Raw genomic sequence first — 18,075 nt, forward strand, 5'->3', positions numbered from 1 at the left:
TTATACGAGGCGCATCGGTTCACTAACAGGCGCGCCATCCAGTCGTTCCCTTTATGTCAGCCACGTACGCCACGTACGTCAACCGCAGGGCCGGAGGAGCATGATGAGTTCACTAACCGAGCGCACGTCGGTCGCGCGGCGCCGCACGCCGCTCAATCGTTCGCAGATCGCAGGGTTTTGGGGAGCGTGGGCTGGCTGGACGCTCGATGGGATGGACTCGTTCATCTACGCGCTTGTGTTGACGCCGGCGTTGACCGAGTTGTTGCCGCGCTCGGGGTACGCCGCGACGCCCGCGAATGTCGGCCTCGCCGGTTCGATTCTGTTCGCGCTGTTTCTGGTTGGCTGGGGGCTGTCGTTCATCTGGGGGCCGTTGGCGGACCGCTTCGGCCGCACCAAGGTGTTGGCGGGCACTATTTTCACGTTCGCCATTTTCACGGGACTTGCCGCGACTTCGCACAACGTCTGGGAGCTCGCCATCTACCGTTTCATTGCCGGGGTCGGCATTGGTGGCGAGTGGGCGCTGGCGGGGACGTACGTGGCTGAATCATGGCCGGAAGATCGCCGCAAGATGGGCGCCGGGTATCTGCAAACGGGCTACTACGCCGGATTCTTTCTGGCGGCCGCGCTCAACTACACGATCGGTGTGCATTTCGGCTGGCGCGCGATGTTCCTGACCGGCGCCGTGCCGGTCGTGGTCGCGATTCTGGTGCTGCTGCGCGTGAAGGAGTCGGAGAAGTGGCAGAAGGCGGAGGCGCGCACGGAGCACGTCAAACCGCTGCGCGAAATCCTCGGGCCGGCGTACCGGCGCCGCACGTGGGTCGCGTGCATTCTGCTGACGATCGCGATTATCGGTCTGTGGGCGGGCGCAGTGTACGAGCCATCGGCTGTGATTCAACTGGCGACGAAGGCCGGCATGGCGAAGAACGATGCGATCAGGACGGCTTCGCTGGCAACCGGCTTGCTGTCGATTGCGACGATTCTCGGCTGTCTCGCATTGCCGCCGCTGGCGGAGCGGATCGGCCGCAAGAATACATTGGCGATTTACTTCACCGGCATGGCGGTGGCGATTGTCGGCAGTTTCGGCTGGGCGTTCTATTTGCCGAATGGGCTCGCGCCGTTTATCGCGTGGCTCTTCGTGCTGGGCTTCTTCGGCGGCAATTTTGCACTGTTCAGCTTGTGGCTGCCGGAGCAGTTCGAGACCCGCGTGCGGGCCACGGCGTTCGCGTTTTGTACTTCGTTCGGACGGTTCGTCGGGGCGGGTGTCAACTTTTTGCTCGGCGCGGCGGTGCTGCATATGCATACGCTGGGCGTGCCGGTGGCGCTCACGGCGCTGGCGTTTGTCGTCGGCTTGTTCGTGATTCCGTTTGCACCGGAGACGAAGGGGGAGGTGCTGCCGCAGTGAGACTGGCCGTTTGGCTGAGTGGCGGGCATGGTCGCTAACGGGCATGCTTCCTATCGGTTGGACGACGTGTTCCTACGCAGTTTTGGGTTTGCCGGTATGTACAGTACTCTGTACAATGATTGCGGCGGCTCAGCTTGATTTTTGTTGCTGCGAGCCGCCACCTCATTTGGCAGCCTCCCGGGTACAAGTACTCCGTTTGGCGGTGGAAACGTCTCTAACTTTTTGACAGGAGCGACTGGAGGGAAACCTCTCAGATCGAGAAAACGAATGAACGTCCTTACTTATAGCGAGGCCCGCGCCGGCTTTAAGCAAGCGATGGACGACGTTTGCCGCGATCACACGCCCATGCTGATAACCCGGCAGAGCGGCGAAAATGTGGTCATGGTTTCGCTCGATGATTTCAATGCGATGCAGGAAACCTTGTATCTGTTGAGTTCATCGAAGAACGCCCAGCGGCTTGCCAAATCTATCGCTCAGTTGAATGCCGGCGGTGCGACTTCGCGCGACCTGCTGACCGATGAACAAACAGAAAAGTTGCAACGAGGAGGCCGCAAAGGCTGATAGTGTCTTTATGTTCACGGACGAAGCGTGGGTCGACTACCTGTACTGGCAGGAGACTGATCGAAAGGTCTTACACAAGATCAATACGCTGCTAGAGGAGTGTCGGCGCGATCCCTTTCGCGGTACTGGAAAGCCAGAAGCGCTGGTGGGCAGCTTAAGCGGTTTCTGGTCGCGACGCATCACTCACGCTGATCGACTGGTTTATTTGCCGAGAGACGGAAAGATCTATGTGATCGCTTGCCGTTTCCACTACGACGACTAAAAAAAACGGGCGCGGGTGAATGGGAAATGCACGCGAGGGCAAATCTCAATCCGCGTGATGCCGCACCTGTCCGCGGGGACGCAACATCGACAATAGCGGCCAGCCGAGATTCACGCCGAGGCTCGCAATCACGATCAATGCCATGCCCGCGAGTTGCGGCAGCGACAGCGCCCGCCCATACACAACGGCATCGACCACGATCGCCGTCAGCGGATAGACGAACAGCAGCACGGCGATGATCGGCGTGCTCAGCTTCGGCAGCGCTCCGTAGATCAGCACATACGACAGCCCCGTGTGCAGCACGCCCATGCCGACCAGCCAGAACCATTGCATCGGCCCGATATGCACGGCAGTGAGCGGCGCAATGAAAGGCAGGCACACCACGCCGACCGCGCATTGCGCGAGTGTCAGCAAATGCGGCCGCAAATTGCCGAGTCCTTTGGCGATCAGCGTAACGCTCGCGTATAGCACCGAGCCCGCCAATGCCTCGCCGATGCCGATCAGATAGCTCGCGTGCCCCTGCAGATTCCCGGCCGCCGCAACGCCCGAGGCCAACACAAGCCCGACGAACGCGGTCGCGATCCAGCCAAGCCGGTCGACGCCGAGGCGCTCGTTAAACAGCGCCGCGCCCATCAGCACGACCCAGAACGGCTGCACATGAAACACCACCGTCGCCACCGCAATGCTGGTGCGATGAATCGCATCGAAGAAGCCAACCCACTGCGTGACCATCAACACGCCGGAGATCAGCGCCAGCGCGACGGTGCGCCGCGTGAAATGCGCTCGTGTGAAGAAACCTTTCCACGCGCAATACGCGGCGAGCGAAAGAAAACCGAACAGGCAGCGAAAGAACACCAGCGTCAACGCGCCGAGCCGCGCTTCCTCGACGAAGATGCCGAGCGTGCCCATCAAAAGTCCGCCGCTGGCCAGCGTAATGGCGCCTTGTTGACGTTGGGTGAGGGACATGCGAAGCCGCTCCGAAAATGGGTCACATAAGGTGGAGTCACAAGTATTACGCGGCTTGCGCGGTACCGACAAACGAATTAAATTGAGTAATTCCATAAGCTGGATTGATAAATCATGCACCCGGAATTCGACGTCGATTTGCTGCGCACCTTCGTCGCGGTGGTGGAAACGGGCAGCTTCACGAAGGCCTCGACTACCGTGCACCGCTCGCAGGCGGCGGTCAGCATGCAGATCAAGCGGCTCGAAACCATGCTCGGCACCACGCTGTTTGCCCGCAACACGCGCAATCTCTCGCTCACGCGGCCCGGCAATACGCTGCTCGAATACGCGCGGCGTGTGTTGGCGTTGCATGAGGAGGCGTGGTCGGCGATCGTGCGGCCCGAGGTGACCGGGCGCGTGGTGCTGGGCGCACCGGACGATTACGTGTCGTCGCTGCTGTCGCCGGTGTTGCGGCGCTTTTCGAATCTGTATCCGCACGTGGAGATCGAGATCGTCTGCGCGCAGAGCACGTCGCTCGCGCCAATGCTGGCCGATAACAAGATCGATCTCGCCTTCGTCACGCGCGACCGCAAATTGCGCGGCGAATTCGTGCGCAGCGAGCCGATGGTATGGGTGGGGGCGTCGGTCGATACGCCGGTGCTGGCGGCATCGCCATTGCCGGTCGGACTTTACGAGCCGGGCTGTGTCGCGCGCGAGCATACGCTGGCGGCGCTCGACGGCGCACATATCCGCTATCGGGCGGCATTTAGCAGCGCAAGTCTGATGGGTTTGGTGGCGACCGTGGATGCGGGGCTTTCGGTGATCGCGCTCACGCGCTGCAGCGTGCCGCCGCGGCTGGCGATACTCGGCGAAGCGCAAGGTTTGCCGAAGATCGCGCCGCTGGAAATCGTGGTGGCGCGCAGCGCCAAATCGGACCGGCCGACGTGCGATTATCTGGCCGCGCAGATGGTGCAGGATTTGTCGCTGCGCACGCAAACGCGCGGGGCGGCGGCGCCGGCGTGATGACGCAGCGACGGAAGCGCGCCCCTCAAGGGTGTTGCTTCGATACGCCGCTTACGCTCCGCTCAGCCTTGCGGTTCAACTTTCAGGCTTAACTTGCGCCGCTCAACCCCGCGGATAAGCGGTCACTTCACCATCCACCGCGAGCCGCACGTGTTCGCCCGGCCGCGGCGACAGATACCCCGGCACGCGCGCGCGAACCACCGTCCGCGCGCCGGACTGCAATTCCAGCGCGACGCCCGCATCCTGCCCCTGAAAGATCACCTCCTGCACGATGGCGTCATGAGACACCACGCCGTTCGGCATCGTTTCTTCGGCACGCAGCAGACGGATCTGTTCAGGCCGCACCATGACGTCGACCGCGCCGTTGCCCATCGGCTCGCACAGCGGCAAATCTCCGAGCTCGCAGTTGACGCGATCCCGCTTGACCACGCCCGGCAACAACACCGCTTCACCGACGAACGACGCGAGTTCACGCGTCACCGGCCTGCGGTACAGCGTCTCCGGCGTCGCGGTCTGGATCAGCCGGCCGTTCCACAGCACGGCGACCTCATGGCCGAGCGACAGCGCTTCCGATTGATCGTGCGTGACGAGCACGGCAGTCGCGCCGGCCGCGGCTAACGCACTGGCTACCGCCTGGCGCGTTTCGAGGCGCAATGCGGCGTCGAGCGACGAGAAGGGCTCATCGAGCATCACCAGTGTCGGCGACGGCGCGAGCGCGCGAGCCAGTGCGACACGCTGCTGCTGGCCACCCGACAACTGCTGCGGCGCGCGCGCGCCGAAGTTCGCCGGCAAGCCGACCAGCTCCAGCAATTCGGCTACACGGTGACGCGCGCGGCGCTGCGTACGCGGCAAGCCGAACACAATATTGTCCGCTACGGAAAGATGCGGAAACAGCGCGCCTTCCTGCGGCACATAGCCAATGTGGCGCTGCTCGGAAGGCACATGCAGGTTGTCGCCGGCAACGAGGCGGCCGTCGATTTCGACGCTGCCTCTATCCGCGCGTTCGAAGCCGCACAACAGGCGCAGCAAGGTGGTCTTGCCGCTGCCGGACGGTCCTAGCAGCGCGAGCAGCGTGCCGCGCTCGACGGAGAGATCGATGCCGTGCAGCACCGGATGGCCGTCGAACGATTTTTGCAGTCCGCGGATACGAAGTTCGCTCATGAAAATCCGATGGAAAAAGCGTGCGACAGTGCGCGACGTTCAGCTGCGTTCGCCAAGCAACGCCGATTTGCCGAGCAACGCGAATAGCAGGCCGGAGGCGAACAGCGAGATGCCGGTGAGCAGTGCCGCATAGGGTGCTGCGGCGGCGAACGCCATCGTCGAAGTATCGGCCCAAACTTGGGTGGCGAGTGTTTGCGTGTCGATCGGGGAGAGCAGCAGCGTCGCGTTGAGCTCGGTGACGACCGAGATGAACACCATCGCCGCGGCCGCGCCGAGTCCCGGACCCGCCAGCGGCAACACCACGCGCAGGAGGGTCTGCGACCAGGTCAGGCCGAGCGCGCGTGCTGTCTCTTCGAGGCGCGGCTGTGCCTGCATGAAGGCGGCGCGCACGCTCACCAATGCCACCGGCATGAACAGCATCGCGTAAGCGATCACCAGCAGCGTCGCGCTTTGGTAAAGCGCTTGCAGCGCATGCACCGCGAGCGACACGATGGCCAGCGCGATCACCAGCCCCGGTATGCCTTGCGCCAGAAACACGGTGCGTTCGAACAGCGTCGCGAAACGCGTCGGATAGCGCACCAGCAGGAACGCGAGCGGCACGACCAGCAGCGTGGTCAGCAGCGCGGCGGCGAGCCCGAAGCCGAGCGAAGAGATGGTCGCGTTGAACAGCAGTTCGGGCGACACGTCGGCCGGTGTGACGGCAGCCGCGCCCGGTTGCGTGAGCCAATAGCCGATCATGCCGAGCGGCACGCCGAGCGTTGCGATCGCCAGCGCGGCGAAGCCGGCAACGACGATCCAGCGCCATGCGCCGAGGTCGTAGCGCAACACCGCACGGCGGGTGCCGCGATCGACGCGTTCATAACGCGCCGCGCCGCGCACCCGAAACTCGAACGCCAGCACGATCAGGCAGATCACGATCAGCAGGCACGCGAGCAGCGAAGCGCCACCGCCATCGAAACTGGTGCGGTATTCCGCGTAGATCTGCGTGGTGAAGGTGCGAAAGCGCAGCAGCGTAAACGCGCCGAATTCGGACAGCACGCCGAGCGCCACCAGCAGCATGCCGCCGAGCAGCGCAGGGCGCAGTTGCGGCAGCACGACGCGAACGAACGTGGTCCAACGGTTGCAGCCGAGCGCGCGCGCGCTTTCTTCGAGCGCGGGGTCCATACTGCGCAACGCCGCGGCCACCGGCAGATAAACGAGCGGGAAATAGGCGGAGCTCAGCACCAGCAGCGCGCCGTTGAAGTCCTGCAAATCCAGACTCAGCGACACCCAGGCATAGCTCGAGATGAAGGCCGGCATTGCAAGCGGCGCGGCGGCGAGCACGGCCCAGAGGCGACGCCCCGGCAAATGCGTGCGTTCGACAAACCATGCGGCGGCCGTGCCGACGACCGCGCAGACGAGTGTGGTCGATACGGTGATCAACAGCGTGTTGACCAGCAGTTCGCCTACCAGCGGCCGGAAGATCAGGTCGACGGCCTCGCCGATACCGAAGCTCGCCGCGCGCCAGAAGGTAAACGCAATCGGCAGCAACACCAGCAAAGCGCTGAGTGCTGCTGCCGCGAACAAACCGCGCGGCGCGCGCGAATGGGCGCGCGCCGCGGCGGGGGTTACAGCCGGAGGGCCGGCTGACATGGCATCGCTCATTTACAGCAAACCTGCCTGACGCAGCAGCTTGCCGGCCTGGCTGTCGTCGCCGAGTTGCTGAATGGTCAGCGCCGGCGGGTTCAGTTCAGCGAAAGGTTTGAGGATCGGGTCCGGTGCAACGCCTGCGTGCAGCGGATATTCGAACATGACGTGGCTCTTCGCCATCAACTGCTGTGCGCGTTCGCTCACCAGGTACGCAAGAAACTTCTGCGCGCCGTCCGTGTTATGGGCCGACTTCAGTACCGCTGCGCCCGACACGTTCACCATCGCGCCGACGTCGCCGTTGCCAAAATGATAGATCGCGCTGCGGGTTTTCGCATCGCCGAGTTCAGCGTGCAGACGCGCCCAGTAGTAGTTGTTGATCAGACCGGTCGCGACGCCGCCGCGATTGACGGCGGCCACCACGCCTTCGTCGTCGTCGAAAATCTGGGCGTTGGCTTTCAGGCCCTTCAGCCATTGCACGGTTTGCGCTTCACCCTTCAACGCGAGCACGGCGCTCACCAGCGGCAGGAAGTCGCTGTCGCTCGGTGCGATGCCGACCTTGCCTTTCCATTCCGGCTTGGCCAGATCGAACAGCGATTGCGGCAGTTGCGATGCCTGCAGCCTGGCCGTGTTGTAGGCCAGCACGCTTTCGCGTGCGGTCACGCCCACCCATGCGCCGGTCGGCGAGTTGAAGCGCGCCGGCACGGTTGCGAGCGTCGCACCGTCCACCTTGTTCAGCAGGCCTTTCTCTTCCAGCAGCATCAGCTCAGGCGAATTTTCCGTGAAATACACGTCGGCGGGCGTCGCTGCGCCTTCCGCCACGATTTGCGCAGCCATCGCCGGGCCTTCGCCGTTGCGGATCTTCACCGAAATGCCCGACTGCTTCTCGAAGTCTTTGGCGAGCACATTGACGACCTGTTCGTGCTGTGCGTTGTACAGCGTGATCGAAGCAGCGTGGGCCGTCGACGGCACGGCCGCGAACGCCGCGAGCGTGAGCGCGGCGGCGCTGCTGACGAGGCGCAGGCGGGTGCCAAACCAGGAATGAGCCATGATCCTAAAATCCGTTAAAGATGGTGTTGTTGATCTTCGATGCACCGCCGGCCTCCCGGCCGGCGGCTTGCTTCGCGGCTTGCATTACGTCTCGAACAGCCCCGCGCCGATATACGAACCCGGCTTCGCGCCCGGCGGCACAGCGAATATCGCGCTGCCGACGTGCGTCGTGAACTGGTTCATCATGTCGAACTTCGCGAGCTTTTCGTTGATCGGAATGAAGCCCTTGCGCGGGTCGCTCTGGTGAGCGAGGAAAATCAATCCCGCGTCGTACTCGGTTTCCTGGCGCCACGGCGGCCAGCGCTCGATGTAAAAATTCGTGCCTTCGTTATACGAGTACGAACGGCGCAGAATCTGCGCGCCGTTGTTGCTCGCCTGATTCGACAGACGCACGTGCGAGTTTTCCGGAATGACCGGATTGCCGTCCTTGTCCTCTTCCTTCAGGTCCACCGGATCGAACTCGTTCTTCTTGCCGATCGGCGCGCCGCTGTACTTGTGACGGCCGAACACCTGTTCCTGGAAGCCGACCTCGGTGTTGTCCCAGTGCTCGAGCGTGATGCGGATGCGCCGTACGACGGTGTAGGTGCCGCCTTCCATCCACGGTGCGTCGGCGGTGGCGCCGGCCCAGACGAATTCGTTCATCAGCTGCGGCTTCGCGGTCGACGGATTGTTGGTGCCGTCCTTGAAACCCATCAGATTGCGCGGCGTCTGACCGCGCGGGCCGGACAGGAAACCGGACTGGCCCCAGCGCATCGCTGCGGTGCCGTACGCGAGACGCGCCAATTGCCGGACCGCATGAAACGCGACCTGCTGGTCGTTCGCGCAGGCCTGGATAAACAGGTCGCCGCCGGTTTTTTCGGCGATCAGCTGATCGCCGTTGAAACGCGGCAGATCGACAAGTGCGGCGGGGCGGCGCGAGGCGAGGCCATAGCGGTCCTTGCCGTCCTTCGTGAACAGGCCCGGGCCGAAACCGAACGTGATCGTCAGGCCGCATGGGCCCAAGCCGAGCACATCGCCGGAATCGGGCGCGGCTTTGGCGTTGGTCGGGCTGTAGGCCGTGTCGTTCGCCTTGGCGTCAGCCTTTGTCTCGACCTGCGTATCAATCTTTGTGTCGGCCAGTGCTGTTTTCGCAGCCGCGTCAGTCGGCAGCGGTCCGGCCGTGGCGCCTTGCGTCAGGCGCGCGGCAGCGTCGGTCCAGGCACGCAGCAGCGCGATCACGTCATCGCGTTTCTCAGTCGTGAGATCGAGGGCGGCGACATACGTGTGACTTTGCTGCGGCGTGACGATGCCGCCTTGGTGCAGGCCGTAGAACGGCTCGACCGCCATGGTCGGATCGGCGGCGTGCGCCGGCGTCTTGCCAAGCGCGGCCTGGGCGACGCCGGTCGCGCCGAGGCTCGCGCCCGCCGCGACCGCCGCACTGCCGGCCTTCAGAAAACCGCGCCGTGAGGGCCGCGGGGGTTGATCGTTTGCCATGGTTCCTTCACCTTCGTTTGGCCGTGGGGTGTGCCGGTGTTGCGTCCGGCTCGGTGGCCGGATCTGCGTCCGTCTTTGCTTCTTCTTTTACTTCGCGAGCACCAGGGTGTTCACGTCGTCCTGCACGTAATAGAAACCGTCGCCTTCGGGCGTCATCGCGAGACCGAACAGGTCGCCGTTGCCCGGGGGCGATTGTGCCTTGTCGGTGTCGATCCAGCGAGCGTAGATCTGTTTGCCGCTGGCAGGATCGATTTCGACGATCTGGCCGTTCAGCGCGTTGGTGACGAGCAGGTGGCCGTTCGGTGCGGTGACCATGGCGAGCGGGCGGTGCAGCAGGCCGTCGGCGGTCAGTTGACGGCCTACGCCGGCGCTGGTGTCGCGCGTCATCGGTTCGTCGATTTCGGTGACGCGGTTGCCGATTGCATCGGACACGTAGAGCAGTTTCTGATCGCCCGACAGCGCGAGTCCGGTCGGGCCGACGAGGAACACGCCCTTGTCGGCCTGCGCGCCGAAGCCGCTGCCCACCACGGTTTCCTTCTTCACGACCGGCGGCTTAGCCGTAGGCACGTCGAGGTCCAGACGCAGCACGGTGGCCTGCTTGAACACCGGCGGATTGCCGTCCGCGCCGCCCACGCCGAAGCCGGCGTTGCTGACGAACAGCGTCGCGCTCGTGCCGTTGTCGACGACCGCCATATTGCCCCACGGATCGTTGATGTTCGGGCTGGTGATGGTCGACGCGACCTTGCCGTTCGGATCGATCACGATCAGACAGCCGGCGCCCTTGGTGCCGGTGGTGCCGTCGTTGCTCGGCGTGCTGCCGACGATCACGTAACCCGACTTGAGCATCGTCATCGCGGTCGACAGACCGATGCCGCCCGGACACTCCTTCAGATCGCGCGGCACCGTCGCGAACACCGTCATCTGTTTGGTGTCCGGGTGATAGTTGACGATCGTGCTGCCGGTGCCTTGCAGATTGGTCGAGTTATTGAAGTTGCCGACCAGCACGTCACCTTGCTTGACGGTGCCTGCCGAGACCGGCGCGACCACCACCGCGTACGGATTCTGGTCGCCGTTTTCCGGCACGGTGTTGATCAGCGTGGTGTGATGCTTGACGGTTTCGAGAAAACCTTGCGGCTCGGCGTGCGCGAGGCCAGCGGTCGCGAACGCGGCAGCGCCGACCGAGGCGGCGATCAGGGCCCGCGCGGCACGCGGCGAAAATTTGCGCGTGGGATTGTTCATGAGTGAGCCTCCGTGCCTGCGCACAAAGCGGTGGTTGCGGTCATGATCGAAAGCATGGGATTCGATGTGTCTTGAGCGTGTGTGGTGAGGGCGAACGGCATCAATCAGAACGTAATGTTGGTCCGCACGCCGACGACGAACGTGTTGCGCAGCGGCTGCGTCGGGTCGCTCGGGTTCTGGCCGGCGCCGGCATTGAACGTGTATTGCGCATCGGCTTGCAACTGCCACCACGGGTTGACCTGGTACTGGTAGGTCGCTTCGAGCGTGGTTTCGCTGGTGCGCACGCCGTACGGGCCGCCGCTGAAGGCGAGGTTGTCCTGATCGAGGCCGTTGGCGTGGTTGCCGATCTTGATGTAGGTAAGCGCGATGCCGGCGCTGTCGTTGTCGCGGCCGGCGAACGGGGCTTTCAGTACGACGCCCAGGTTGGCGGCGACGCTCACCAGGTTGCGGTCGCCCGGCGCGCCCATCACACGCGCGAAGACGTTCAGGCTGCGCGGCTCGTCCGGATCCGGGCGCCAGATCATCTGGTCGGCTACCGCGTAGAAGCTGTAGTCGCCATGATGATTCTGCGCAACACCGGTGCTCGCCGGGTTCGCAAGCGAGAGGCCTGTGTTGTCAAAGCGCTGATCGGCGAAGCTGCCGTTGTTGTACCAGACGCCAAGCTTGTACGTGCCCGGCAAACCGCCGCCGCCCGCACCGACCATTTCGCCGTCGGCCGGCTGGTTGATCGCGTACTGCAACTCGCCGATGAACAGCGTGCTGTTATGCAGGTTGAAGTTGGTGCCGCTCTTGTTGTTCGGGTTGTTGCCGAGCGGGTCGCCATCGAAGACGCCGGCGAGTGCCGTCAACGAGGGCGTGATCTGCCCGCGCACGCGCACGCCGAGGTCGGCCAGCGGGTAAGCGGGGCCGCCGGACGGCATGTCGTAGGACGGCAGGGCCGGCCAGCCGAACATCGTATTCACGAACAGTGCCGAATTCGTGCTGGTGATGAATTCCTGGTCGATACTTTGCTGCCCGATCTTGACGTCGATGCGCTTGTTCAGGAACGACTGCTGGTACCACAGTTCCCACAGGCGGGTCGTGTCATCGGCTTCGATGCCGCTCGCCGTATTCAGCGTGCCCAGCTTGTTGGCGCTGAGGTTGGCGCCGTGGATCTGCAAGGCGCTGACGTTGAACAGGCCGCCCGGTAGACCGAACGCCTTTTGCGTATCCATCTGCACGGTCGCGGTCGTCAGGCCGTCGTAGTCCGCGCCGCGCGAGAGGCCGCCGCGGACGTTGGCGAGCACTTCGCTGGTTTCGGTGAGCGCGAACGTCACGCCGTATTTGCCGAGCCAGGGGCGCAGGCCGCCGATGTCGCCGAGCATCGTCGGCCGATTCCAGAAGCCGGTCCATTGGTTCGTTTGCGTCGCCTTGATGTTCAGGTCGGCTTCCGGCGCTTCGGGTGTGGCATCGGGATTGGCTTCGGCCATGGCTGCGCCGGCGGTCAACGAGGCCCAGGCAAATGCCGTGCAGAGCGCGGCGCGCCGCATCGACGGCAAACGCGAACGGCGCGTGGCGCCGATGTACAAAGCGGAGTCGCGAAGCGAACGCGCCTGGCCGGCGGGTTCAGCTGTTTGGGCGAACTTCATCGAAATCCTTGTTGGTGTTGTATCGACTGATCTAACTATCGCGGCGCGACATCACCGTGGGCCTGCGATGTGCTGCATCGGTTCGCGACGCCTGATGCAGCAGATGGCGAGATCGTACGCATACGGAATGGGTGCGTCAATACTAATGAGAACGATTCGCATCAATATTACTGGCGTGTAATTGTGAGCTTTACGTACTGCTGCTAAAGGTTGTTTGCGTGTAGGTTAAATGGAATAAAGGCGTAATGTTTTAGTATGCATTTGTTAATGCCGAACCGGTGCAGTTCGCGTCGAGTCATGGGATTAGTGTTTCGTCGATCGCGACGTCAGTGTTGAAGGGATAGTAGTGAGCGTTCTCCGAAGTTGGCGCCGCCCCGCACAGCGGTGACGCCAATAGATCACCGCCAATAGACCGCAATGGTCCACTACGAAAACAAGGAAGGGCGGCGTGCTGGGCGGACAATAAAAGAAGCTATGATCGTCTTCCAATGCCGCGCTGTAGCACGAAGCCCTGAAGTGCCCAGCCGCCAAACCATACCGGGACGACACCGATGTCACACATAGTGAATCTGGAAAACTACTTCACCCGCATAGGCTACCAAGGGCCCCGCGCGACGACGTTGGAAGTACTCCAGGAACTCCACAAGCTGCACCCCAGATCGATCCCCTTCGAGAACCTGAGCCCGCTCACGCGCCGCGCGGTAAAACTCGATCTCGAATCGGTCGAACACAAGCTGATCACGCAAAAGCGCGGTGGCTACTGCTTCGAACAGAACGCACTCTTCGCGAACGTCCTGATGCAGTTAGGCTTCAACGTAACGCCCCTGCTGGGCCGGGTTCTTTGGGGCCGCGAATCCGACACGATCCCGCCGCGCACGCACATGGTCTTGCGTGTCGACATCAAGAACGAAGCATGGATTGCCGACGTCGGTTTCGGCAGCATGACGCTCACAGCACCGCTGCGCCTGATCGCCGGCACCGCGCAGTCCACGCAGCTAGGCACGTTCCGCCTGGCCGATGCATCGCACGGCGCGCTCTACCTCGAAGTGCAATCTCTCGATGAAACCTGGGCCCGCATCTACCGTTTCGACTTGCATCCGGTCGAATGGATCGACTACGAGACCTCGAACTGGTACACCTCGACCGCGCCAGATTCAGTTTTCCTGAACAACCTGATCGTTTGCCGGATCCTGCCGGAATCGCGCCTGACCTTGCTCAACGACCAACTGAGCGAACGCGCGGCAGATGGCCGGCTCATCAGCGAGCGGCAACTCAAGACCGCGGACGAACTCGCGGCCTGCCTGCACGATCAATTCGGTCTGAACACTGGCGACATCGACATTGCGGACGTATTCGGGCGCGTGCGCTCACCCGCGCTGGCTTCCGCCTGAGGCGAGCGCGTAACGGGCACCACCAACCCCCAGCCCCCACCAACGAGCGCCACGACCCAACCATGATCACGCGACTCATCCTGCAAACGGCGGTCTGGCTGGCATGCATGGGCGCGCTGCTGTTCGGCGCCGCGGGCACGCTCGCGTGGCCTGCGGGGTGGTGGTATCTGATCGAGACTGGCGGACTGAGTTTATGGGTCGGTTTCTGGCTGGCGCGCCACGATCCCGGCCTGCTTGCCGAGCGTCTCGCGCCGATCGTTCAGGCGCAACAAAGCCGCTGGGACCGCTTCTTTATGGTGGGCGTGGCGGTGATGTGGTGCGCCTGGCTCGTCCTGATGGGAGTCGACGCAATGCGCTATCGCTGGTCGGCGCCGTTGCCAGTCTGGCTGGTAAGCCTTGGCTCGCTTTGCATCTTCCTCTGTATTTTCATGTGCCTGATCGTCTTCCGGGCCAATAGCTATGCCGCGCCGGTCGTGAAGATCCAGGCAAGCCGCGGTCATAAAGTCATCGACACCGGCCCGTATGCCCACGTTCGTCATCCGATGTACGCGGCCGCGCTGTTGTTGTTCATCGGCACGCCGTTACTGCTCGGCTCGTGGTGGGGCCTTGCCTGCGTGCCGCTGCTGGTGATCGGTATCGGCTGGCGGGCTGTGCGCGAGGAGCGCGTGCTGGCCGCGCAACTCGAGGGCTATACCGACTACACCACGCGCGTGCGTTATCGCTTCGTGCCGTTCATCTGGTAGGGGGGCAATGCGCCAACTCGAAGCTCGTCAGCGCTTCAGATACCAACCTGTCTAGACAAAGCGCACCACGCTGGCGCACACAGCCGCCACCGCATTCCATCTTTCTCCATTCAAAATTCCCTTAAATTCCCTGTCGCACGGGGGCTTATAGGGGCTTACCCGATGATTCCCGCAATTTCGAATAAATCTTCTTGCGACGGCTTTTTGACTGATGCAGACTTGTCTATACAAATCAAGCGGCGGTTAAAAAATCCAGTTCGACGGTTTCCTCAATCCAAGGAGTTTCGACGTGAAAATGAAGCGCACGACGTTAGCAAAAGCATTGATGGGCGCTGTTCTCGGCGCCGCGACGATTTTCGCGGCACCGGTGCAGGCCAAAGACTGGAAGACGGTGACGATCGCGCTGGAAGGCGGTTACGCACCGTGGAACCTGACCTTGCCGGGCGGCAAGCTGGGCGGCTTCGAACCTGAGCTGGTCGCCAATCTGTGCGAGCGCATCAAGTTGCAGTGCAACCTCGTCGCGCAAGACTGGGACGGCATGATTCCCGGTCTGCAAGCCGGCAAGTTCGACGTTCTGATGGACGCGATCTCAATCACGCCGGAGCGCGAAAAGATTATCGCGTTCTCGAAGCCGTACGCCGCCACGCCGGCCACGTTCGCCGTGACCGACGCGAAAGTGCTGCCCAAGGCCGTGCCGACAGCAGGCGTCGTCAAGCTGTCGGGCGATCCTAAAACCGACCAGCCCACCGTCGACGCCCTGCGCAAGCAACTGAAGGGCAAGACCATCGGCATTCAGTCGGGCACGGTCTACACCAAATTCATCAACGACGGTTTCAAGGACATAGCCACGATCCGGGTCTATAAAACCTCGCCTGAGCGCGACCTCGATCTGGCCAACGGCCGTATCGACGCCTCGTTCGACGACGTGACCTACTACGCCGCCAACATCGACAAGAAAGAGACCGCGTCGATCGTCATGGCAGGCCCGAAGATCGGCGGCCCGATCTGGGGTCCGGGTGAAGGCCTCGCGTTCCGCAAGCAGGACGCCGACCTGAAAGCGAAGTTCGATACCGCGATCAGTGCCGCGCTTGCCGACGGGACCGTCAAGAAACTCTCCACCAAGTGGTTCAAGACCGACGTCACGCCTTGATTCGCCCAAGCGCTCCGCTGTAGCGGTCTGCGCGGTTTCGCGCCGCGCAGGCCGGCTGGTTCGATCCGCCGTAATGGATGAGGGATAGGGAATGGCTCTGATAGAGATGCTCGGCTTCGGGCCGGAAGGCTGGGGCGGCGTGTTGCTGCTCGCGGCATTGATGACGGTCGCGCTCACGCTCGCAGCGCTCGCGGTCGGCGCCGTGTTCGGCGCACTGGTCGCGGCGGCCAAGCTGTCGCGGTTTCGCACGCTGCGCGTGATCGGCGATGTGTACACCACCGTGTTTCGCGGCGTGCCTGAACTGCTCGTCATCTATCTGTTCTACTTCGGCGGCTCGACCCTCGTGACCACGATTGGTCAATGGTTTGGCGCGGACGGTTTTGTCGGCGTGCCGCCGTTCGTGGTCGGCGCGCTCGCGGTCGGCATGATTTCCGGTGCGTATCAGGCCGAGGTGTATCGCTCGGCGGTGCTCGCGGTATCGCGCGGCGAACTCGAGGCGGCACGTTCGATCGGTATGCCCACCCTGACCATGGCGCGCCGCATTCTGATTCCGCAAGTGTTGCGTTTCGCCTTGCCGGGCATCGGCAATGTCTGGCAATTGAGCCTGAAAGACTCGGCGCTGATTTCCGTCACGGGGCTGGCCGAATTGCTGCGCGCCAGCCAGGTGGCGGCGGGTTCGACGCATCAGTACTTCACGTTCTTCGTGGTGGGCGGCGCGCTGTATCTGCTGATGACCAGCATCTCGAACCGGGTCTTCAACCGCGCCGAAGCGCGCGTAGGCCGATCCTTCAAGCGCAATTTCGCGCGCAACTGACGAGGACCGGACATCATGCATTTCGACTTCGATTTTCTGCTCGACACGCTGCGGCAACTGATCGCGGCCGTGCCGACCACGCTCGGGCTGTTCTTCTGCTCGTTGATTCTGGGCGGCCTGCTTTCGCTCGTGATCGTCACGATGCGCGTGTCGCCGCACTGGCTGCCGAATCGCTTCGCGCGTGCTTATATTCTCGTGTTCCGGGGCTCGCCGCTGCTGATCCAGATGTTCCTCGTCTACTACGGGATGGGCCAGTTCGGCGTGATTCGCGAGAGCTTCCTGTGGCCGGTGTTGCGCGAGCCGTACATGTGCGCGGTTTTATCCCTGGCGTTGTGCACCGCCGGATATACCGCCGAGATTATTCGCGGTGGCTTGATGGCGGTGCCGGTCGGTCAGATCGAAGCGGGCTATTCGATCGGCTTGTCGGGTTTCGCGCTGCTGCGCCGCGTGATCGGTCCGATTGCGTTGCGCCAGTGTTTGCCCGCGTACTCGACCGAGGCCGTGCTGCTCGTCAAATCCACCGCGCTCGCGAGTCTCGTCACCGTGTGGGAAGTGACCGGCGTCGCACAGCAGATCATTCAGCAAACGTATCGCACCACTGAAGTATTCATCTGCGCCGCGTTGATCTATCTGTTCCTGAATTTCGTCATCGTGCGTTTGCTCGGTTTCCTCGAGACACGCCTGTCGCGCCATCTGCGTGCGGCGCCCGCGCAGAGCTCGCCGAGCCGGCCGGTTTCAACCACGACCGAAGCACGCCGCGCCGCGCCCTGAACGGTCGCACATCTTGCAGAATCTGGAGAATCCCATGAACGCTACGGCACCTGTTGCACTGTCGGTCAAGAACATCCATAAGTCGTTCGGCGACCACCACGTGCTCAAAGGCATTTCGCTCGACGCCCATCAAGGCGACGTGATTTCGATTCTCGGCGCGAGCGGCTCCGGCAAGAGCACGTTCCTGCGCTGCCTGAATCTGCTCGAAACCCCGGACGACGGCTCGGTGTCGCTCGGCGGCGAAGAGCTGAAAATGAAACGGCGCGGCGACGGCAAGCTGCAACCGAGCGACCGCCGTCAGGTGGATCGGGTGCGCTCGCAACTCGGCATGGTGTTTCAGAACTTCAATCTGTGGTCGCATATGACCGTGCTGGAGAATCTGATCGAAGGGCCCATGCGCGTACAGAAGCGCAGCCGTGCCGAATCGATTGAAGAAGCGGAAGCGCTGCTGGCGAAAGTCGGTCTCTCGGAAAAGCGCGGTCACTATCCGGCGCATCTGTCCGGCGGTCAGCAGCAGCGTGTGGCGATCGCGCGTGCTTTGGCGATGCATCCGAAGGTGATGCTGTTCGATGAACCGACCTCGGCGCTCGACCCCGAACTGGTCGGCGAAGTGCTGCGCGTGATGCGTTCGCTCGCCGAAGAGGGCCGCACGATGCTGGTCGTCACGCACGAGATGGGTTTCGCGCGGCATGTATCGAATCGCGTGATGTTCCTGCATCAAGGTCAGGTGGAAGCCGACGGTACGCCGGACGAAGTGTTCGTCGAATGCAAGTCGGACCGTTTCCGCCAATTCGTGTCGAGCCACCAGGATCGCACCACTAACTAATCGATCAGCC

At 62.9% G+C, this 18,075-nt stretch carries 17 protein-coding genes; 10 read left to right on the forward strand and 7 right to left on the reverse strand.

Annotation, left to right across the window (positions count from 1 at the left end; genetic code table 11):
- Window positions 1-103: 103 nt before the first annotated feature.
- From P3T22_RS21995 to P3T22_RS22005, 3 genes are all read left to right on the forward strand, one after another.
- On the forward strand, window positions 104-1,402 hold the full coding sequence (locus P3T22_RS21995) for an MFS transporter (RefSeq protein WP_063498756.1): 1,299 nt from the start codon (window positions 104-106) through the stop codon (window positions 1,400-1,402).
- A gap of 267 nt (window positions 1,403-1,669) precedes the next feature.
- Window positions 1,670-1,963 (forward strand): type II toxin-antitoxin system Phd/YefM family antitoxin, encoded by a 294-nt coding sequence (locus P3T22_RS22000; RefSeq protein ID WP_429326103.1) that lies wholly within the window; start codon window positions 1,670-1,672, stop codon window positions 1,961-1,963.
- Window positions 1,964-1,973: 10 nt separating this feature from the next.
- Window positions 1,974-2,225, forward strand: coding sequence for a Txe/YoeB family addiction module toxin (locus P3T22_RS22005; protein WP_429326104.1), 252 nt, complete (start codon window positions 1,974-1,976; stop codon window positions 2,223-2,225).
- A 45-nt stretch (window positions 2,226-2,270) separates the two neighbouring features.
- Here P3T22_RS22005 and P3T22_RS22010 read toward each other — a convergent pair whose 3' ends face one another.
- Window positions 2,271-3,191 carry a DMT family transporter gene (locus tag P3T22_RS22010; RefSeq protein ID WP_429326105.1) on the reverse strand — a complete coding sequence of 307 codons (921 nt, stop codon included), beginning with the start codon at window positions 3,189-3,191 and terminating at the stop codon, window positions 2,271-2,273.
- Window positions 3,192-3,305: 114 nt separating this feature from the next.
- Here P3T22_RS22010 and P3T22_RS22015 point away from each other — a divergent pair, with 114 nt between their 5' ends.
- A complete protein-coding gene (locus P3T22_RS22015) occupies window positions 3,306-4,193 on the forward strand; it encodes a LysR family transcriptional regulator (RefSeq protein ID WP_429326106.1) in 888 nt (295 codons plus the stop codon).
- Window positions 4,194-4,295: 102 nt separating this feature from the next.
- Here P3T22_RS22015 and P3T22_RS22020 read toward each other — a convergent pair whose 3' ends face one another.
- From P3T22_RS22020 to P3T22_RS22045, 6 genes are all read right to left on the reverse strand, one after another.
- Window positions 4,296-5,354 (reverse strand): ABC transporter ATP-binding protein, encoded by a 1,059-nt coding sequence (locus tag P3T22_RS22020; protein ID WP_063498761.1) that lies wholly within the window; start codon window positions 5,352-5,354, stop codon window positions 4,296-4,298.
- Window positions 5,355-5,393: 39 nt separating this feature from the next.
- Window positions 5,394-6,998, reverse strand: coding sequence for an ABC transporter permease (locus tag P3T22_RS22025; RefSeq protein WP_063498762.1), 1,605 nt, complete (start codon window positions 6,996-6,998; stop codon window positions 5,394-5,396).
- Window positions 6,999-8,030, reverse strand: a complete 1,032-nt coding sequence (locus P3T22_RS22030) for an iron ABC transporter substrate-binding protein (protein ID WP_063498763.1) — start codon at window positions 8,028-8,030, stop codon at window positions 6,999-7,001. It lies immediately after the preceding gene.
- An 84-nt stretch (window positions 8,031-8,114) separates the two neighbouring features.
- On the reverse strand, window positions 8,115-9,503 hold the full coding sequence (locus tag P3T22_RS22035) for a Dyp-type peroxidase (RefSeq protein WP_429326107.1): 1,389 nt from the start codon (window positions 9,501-9,503) through the stop codon (window positions 8,115-8,117).
- 87 nt (window positions 9,504-9,590) lie between these two features.
- Complete coding sequence (locus tag P3T22_RS22040; RefSeq protein ID WP_429326108.1) at window positions 9,591-10,742, reverse strand: hypothetical protein; 1,152 nt, start codon at window positions 10,740-10,742, stop codon at window positions 9,591-9,593.
- Between the two features lie 104 nt (window positions 10,743-10,846).
- Window positions 10,847-12,370, reverse strand: a complete 1,524-nt coding sequence (locus P3T22_RS22045) for a carbohydrate porin (RefSeq protein WP_429326109.1) — start codon at window positions 12,368-12,370, stop codon at window positions 10,847-10,849.
- Between the two features lie 551 nt (window positions 12,371-12,921).
- Between P3T22_RS22045 and P3T22_RS22050 the strand changes: the two genes are divergently transcribed.
- The 6 genes from P3T22_RS22050 to P3T22_RS22075 all read left to right on the forward strand — a co-directional run bounded on the left by P3T22_RS22050 (window position 12,922) and on the right by P3T22_RS22075 (window position 18,065).
- On the forward strand, window positions 12,922-13,761 hold the full coding sequence (locus P3T22_RS22050) for an arylamine N-acetyltransferase family protein (protein ID WP_429326110.1): 840 nt from the start codon (window positions 12,922-12,924) through the stop codon (window positions 13,759-13,761).
- 62 nt (window positions 13,762-13,823) lie between these two features.
- Complete coding sequence (locus tag P3T22_RS22055) at window positions 13,824-14,504, forward strand: methyltransferase family protein (protein WP_429326111.1); 681 nt, start codon at window positions 13,824-13,826, stop codon at window positions 14,502-14,504.
- Between the two features lie 295 nt (window positions 14,505-14,799).
- The gene (locus tag P3T22_RS22060; protein WP_429326191.1) at window positions 14,800-15,654 is read left to right on the forward strand and encodes a transporter substrate-binding domain-containing protein; all 855 of its coding nucleotides are present in this window, start codon (window positions 14,800-14,802) and stop codon (window positions 15,652-15,654) included.
- 91 nt (window positions 15,655-15,745) lie between these two features.
- A complete protein-coding gene (locus tag P3T22_RS22065) occupies window positions 15,746-16,468 on the forward strand; it encodes an ABC transporter permease (protein ID WP_063498770.1) in 723 nt (240 codons plus the stop codon).
- Between the two features lie 15 nt (window positions 16,469-16,483).
- The gene (locus P3T22_RS22070) at window positions 16,484-17,239 is read left to right on the forward strand and encodes an ABC transporter permease (RefSeq protein ID WP_063498771.1); all 756 of its coding nucleotides are present in this window, start codon (window positions 16,484-16,486) and stop codon (window positions 17,237-17,239) included.
- A gap of 34 nt (window positions 17,240-17,273) precedes the next feature.
- Window positions 17,274-18,065 carry an ABC transporter ATP-binding protein gene (locus P3T22_RS22075; RefSeq protein ID WP_063498772.1) on the forward strand — a complete coding sequence of 264 codons (792 nt, stop codon included), beginning with the start codon at window positions 17,274-17,276 and terminating at the stop codon, window positions 18,063-18,065.
- The last annotated feature ends 10 nt before the right edge of the window (window positions 18,066-18,075 follow it).

Source organism: Paraburkholderia sp. GAS348 (assembly GCF_050434205.1).
GTDB lineage: Bacteria > Pseudomonadota > Gammaproteobacteria > Burkholderiales > Burkholderiaceae > Paraburkholderia.

Coding starts and splice junctions, on each gene's coding strand:
- P3T22_RS21995 (WP_063498756.1), top strand. CDS start 104: ATGAGTTCACTAACCGAGCGCACGTCGGTCGCGCGGCGCCGCACGCCG.
- P3T22_RS22005 (WP_429326104.1), top strand. CDS start 1,974: ATGTTCACGGACGAAGCGTGGGTCGACTACCTGTACTGGCAGGAGACT.
- P3T22_RS22015 (WP_429326106.1), top strand. CDS start 3,306: ATGCACCCGGAATTCGACGTCGATTTGCTGCGCACCTTCGTCGCGGTG.
- P3T22_RS22025 (WP_063498762.1), bottom strand. CDS start 6,998: ATGAGCGATGCCATGTCAGCCGGCCCTCCGGCTGTAACCCCCGCCGCG.
- P3T22_RS22070 (WP_063498771.1), top strand. CDS start 16,484: ATGCATTTCGACTTCGATTTTCTGCTCGACACGCTGCGGCAACTGATC.
- P3T22_RS22000 (WP_429326103.1), top strand. CDS start 1,670: ATGAACGTCCTTACTTATAGCGAGGCCCGCGCCGGCTTTAAGCAAGCG.
- P3T22_RS22010 (WP_429326105.1), bottom strand. CDS start 3,191: ATGTCCCTCACCCAACGTCAACAAGGCGCCATTACGCTGGCCAGCGGC.
- P3T22_RS22045 (WP_429326109.1), bottom strand. CDS start 12,370: ATGAAGTTCGCCCAAACAGCTGAACCCGCCGGCCAGGCGCGTTCGCTT.
- P3T22_RS22050 (WP_429326110.1), top strand. CDS start 12,922: ATGTCACACATAGTGAATCTGGAAAACTACTTCACCCGCATAGGCTAC.
- P3T22_RS22055 (WP_429326111.1), top strand. CDS start 13,824: ATGATCACGCGACTCATCCTGCAAACGGCGGTCTGGCTGGCATGCATG.
- P3T22_RS22040 (WP_429326108.1), bottom strand. CDS start 10,742: ATGAACAATCCCACGCGCAAATTTTCGCCGCGTGCCGCGCGGGCCCTG.
- P3T22_RS22075 (WP_063498772.1), top strand. CDS start 17,274: ATGAACGCTACGGCACCTGTTGCACTGTCGGTCAAGAACATCCATAAG.
- P3T22_RS22065 (WP_063498770.1), top strand. CDS start 15,746: ATGGCTCTGATAGAGATGCTCGGCTTCGGGCCGGAAGGCTGGGGCGGC.
- P3T22_RS22020 (WP_063498761.1), bottom strand. CDS start 5,354: ATGAGCGAACTTCGTATCCGCGGACTGCAAAAATCGTTCGACGGCCAT.
- P3T22_RS22035 (WP_429326107.1), bottom strand. CDS start 9,503: ATGGCAAACGATCAACCCCCGCGGCCCTCACGGCGCGGTTTTCTGAAG.
- P3T22_RS22030 (WP_063498763.1), bottom strand. CDS start 8,030: ATGGCTCATTCCTGGTTTGGCACCCGCCTGCGCCTCGTCAGCAGCGCC.
- P3T22_RS22060 (WP_429326191.1), top strand. CDS start 14,800: ATGAAGCGCACGACGTTAGCAAAAGCATTGATGGGCGCTGTTCTCGGC.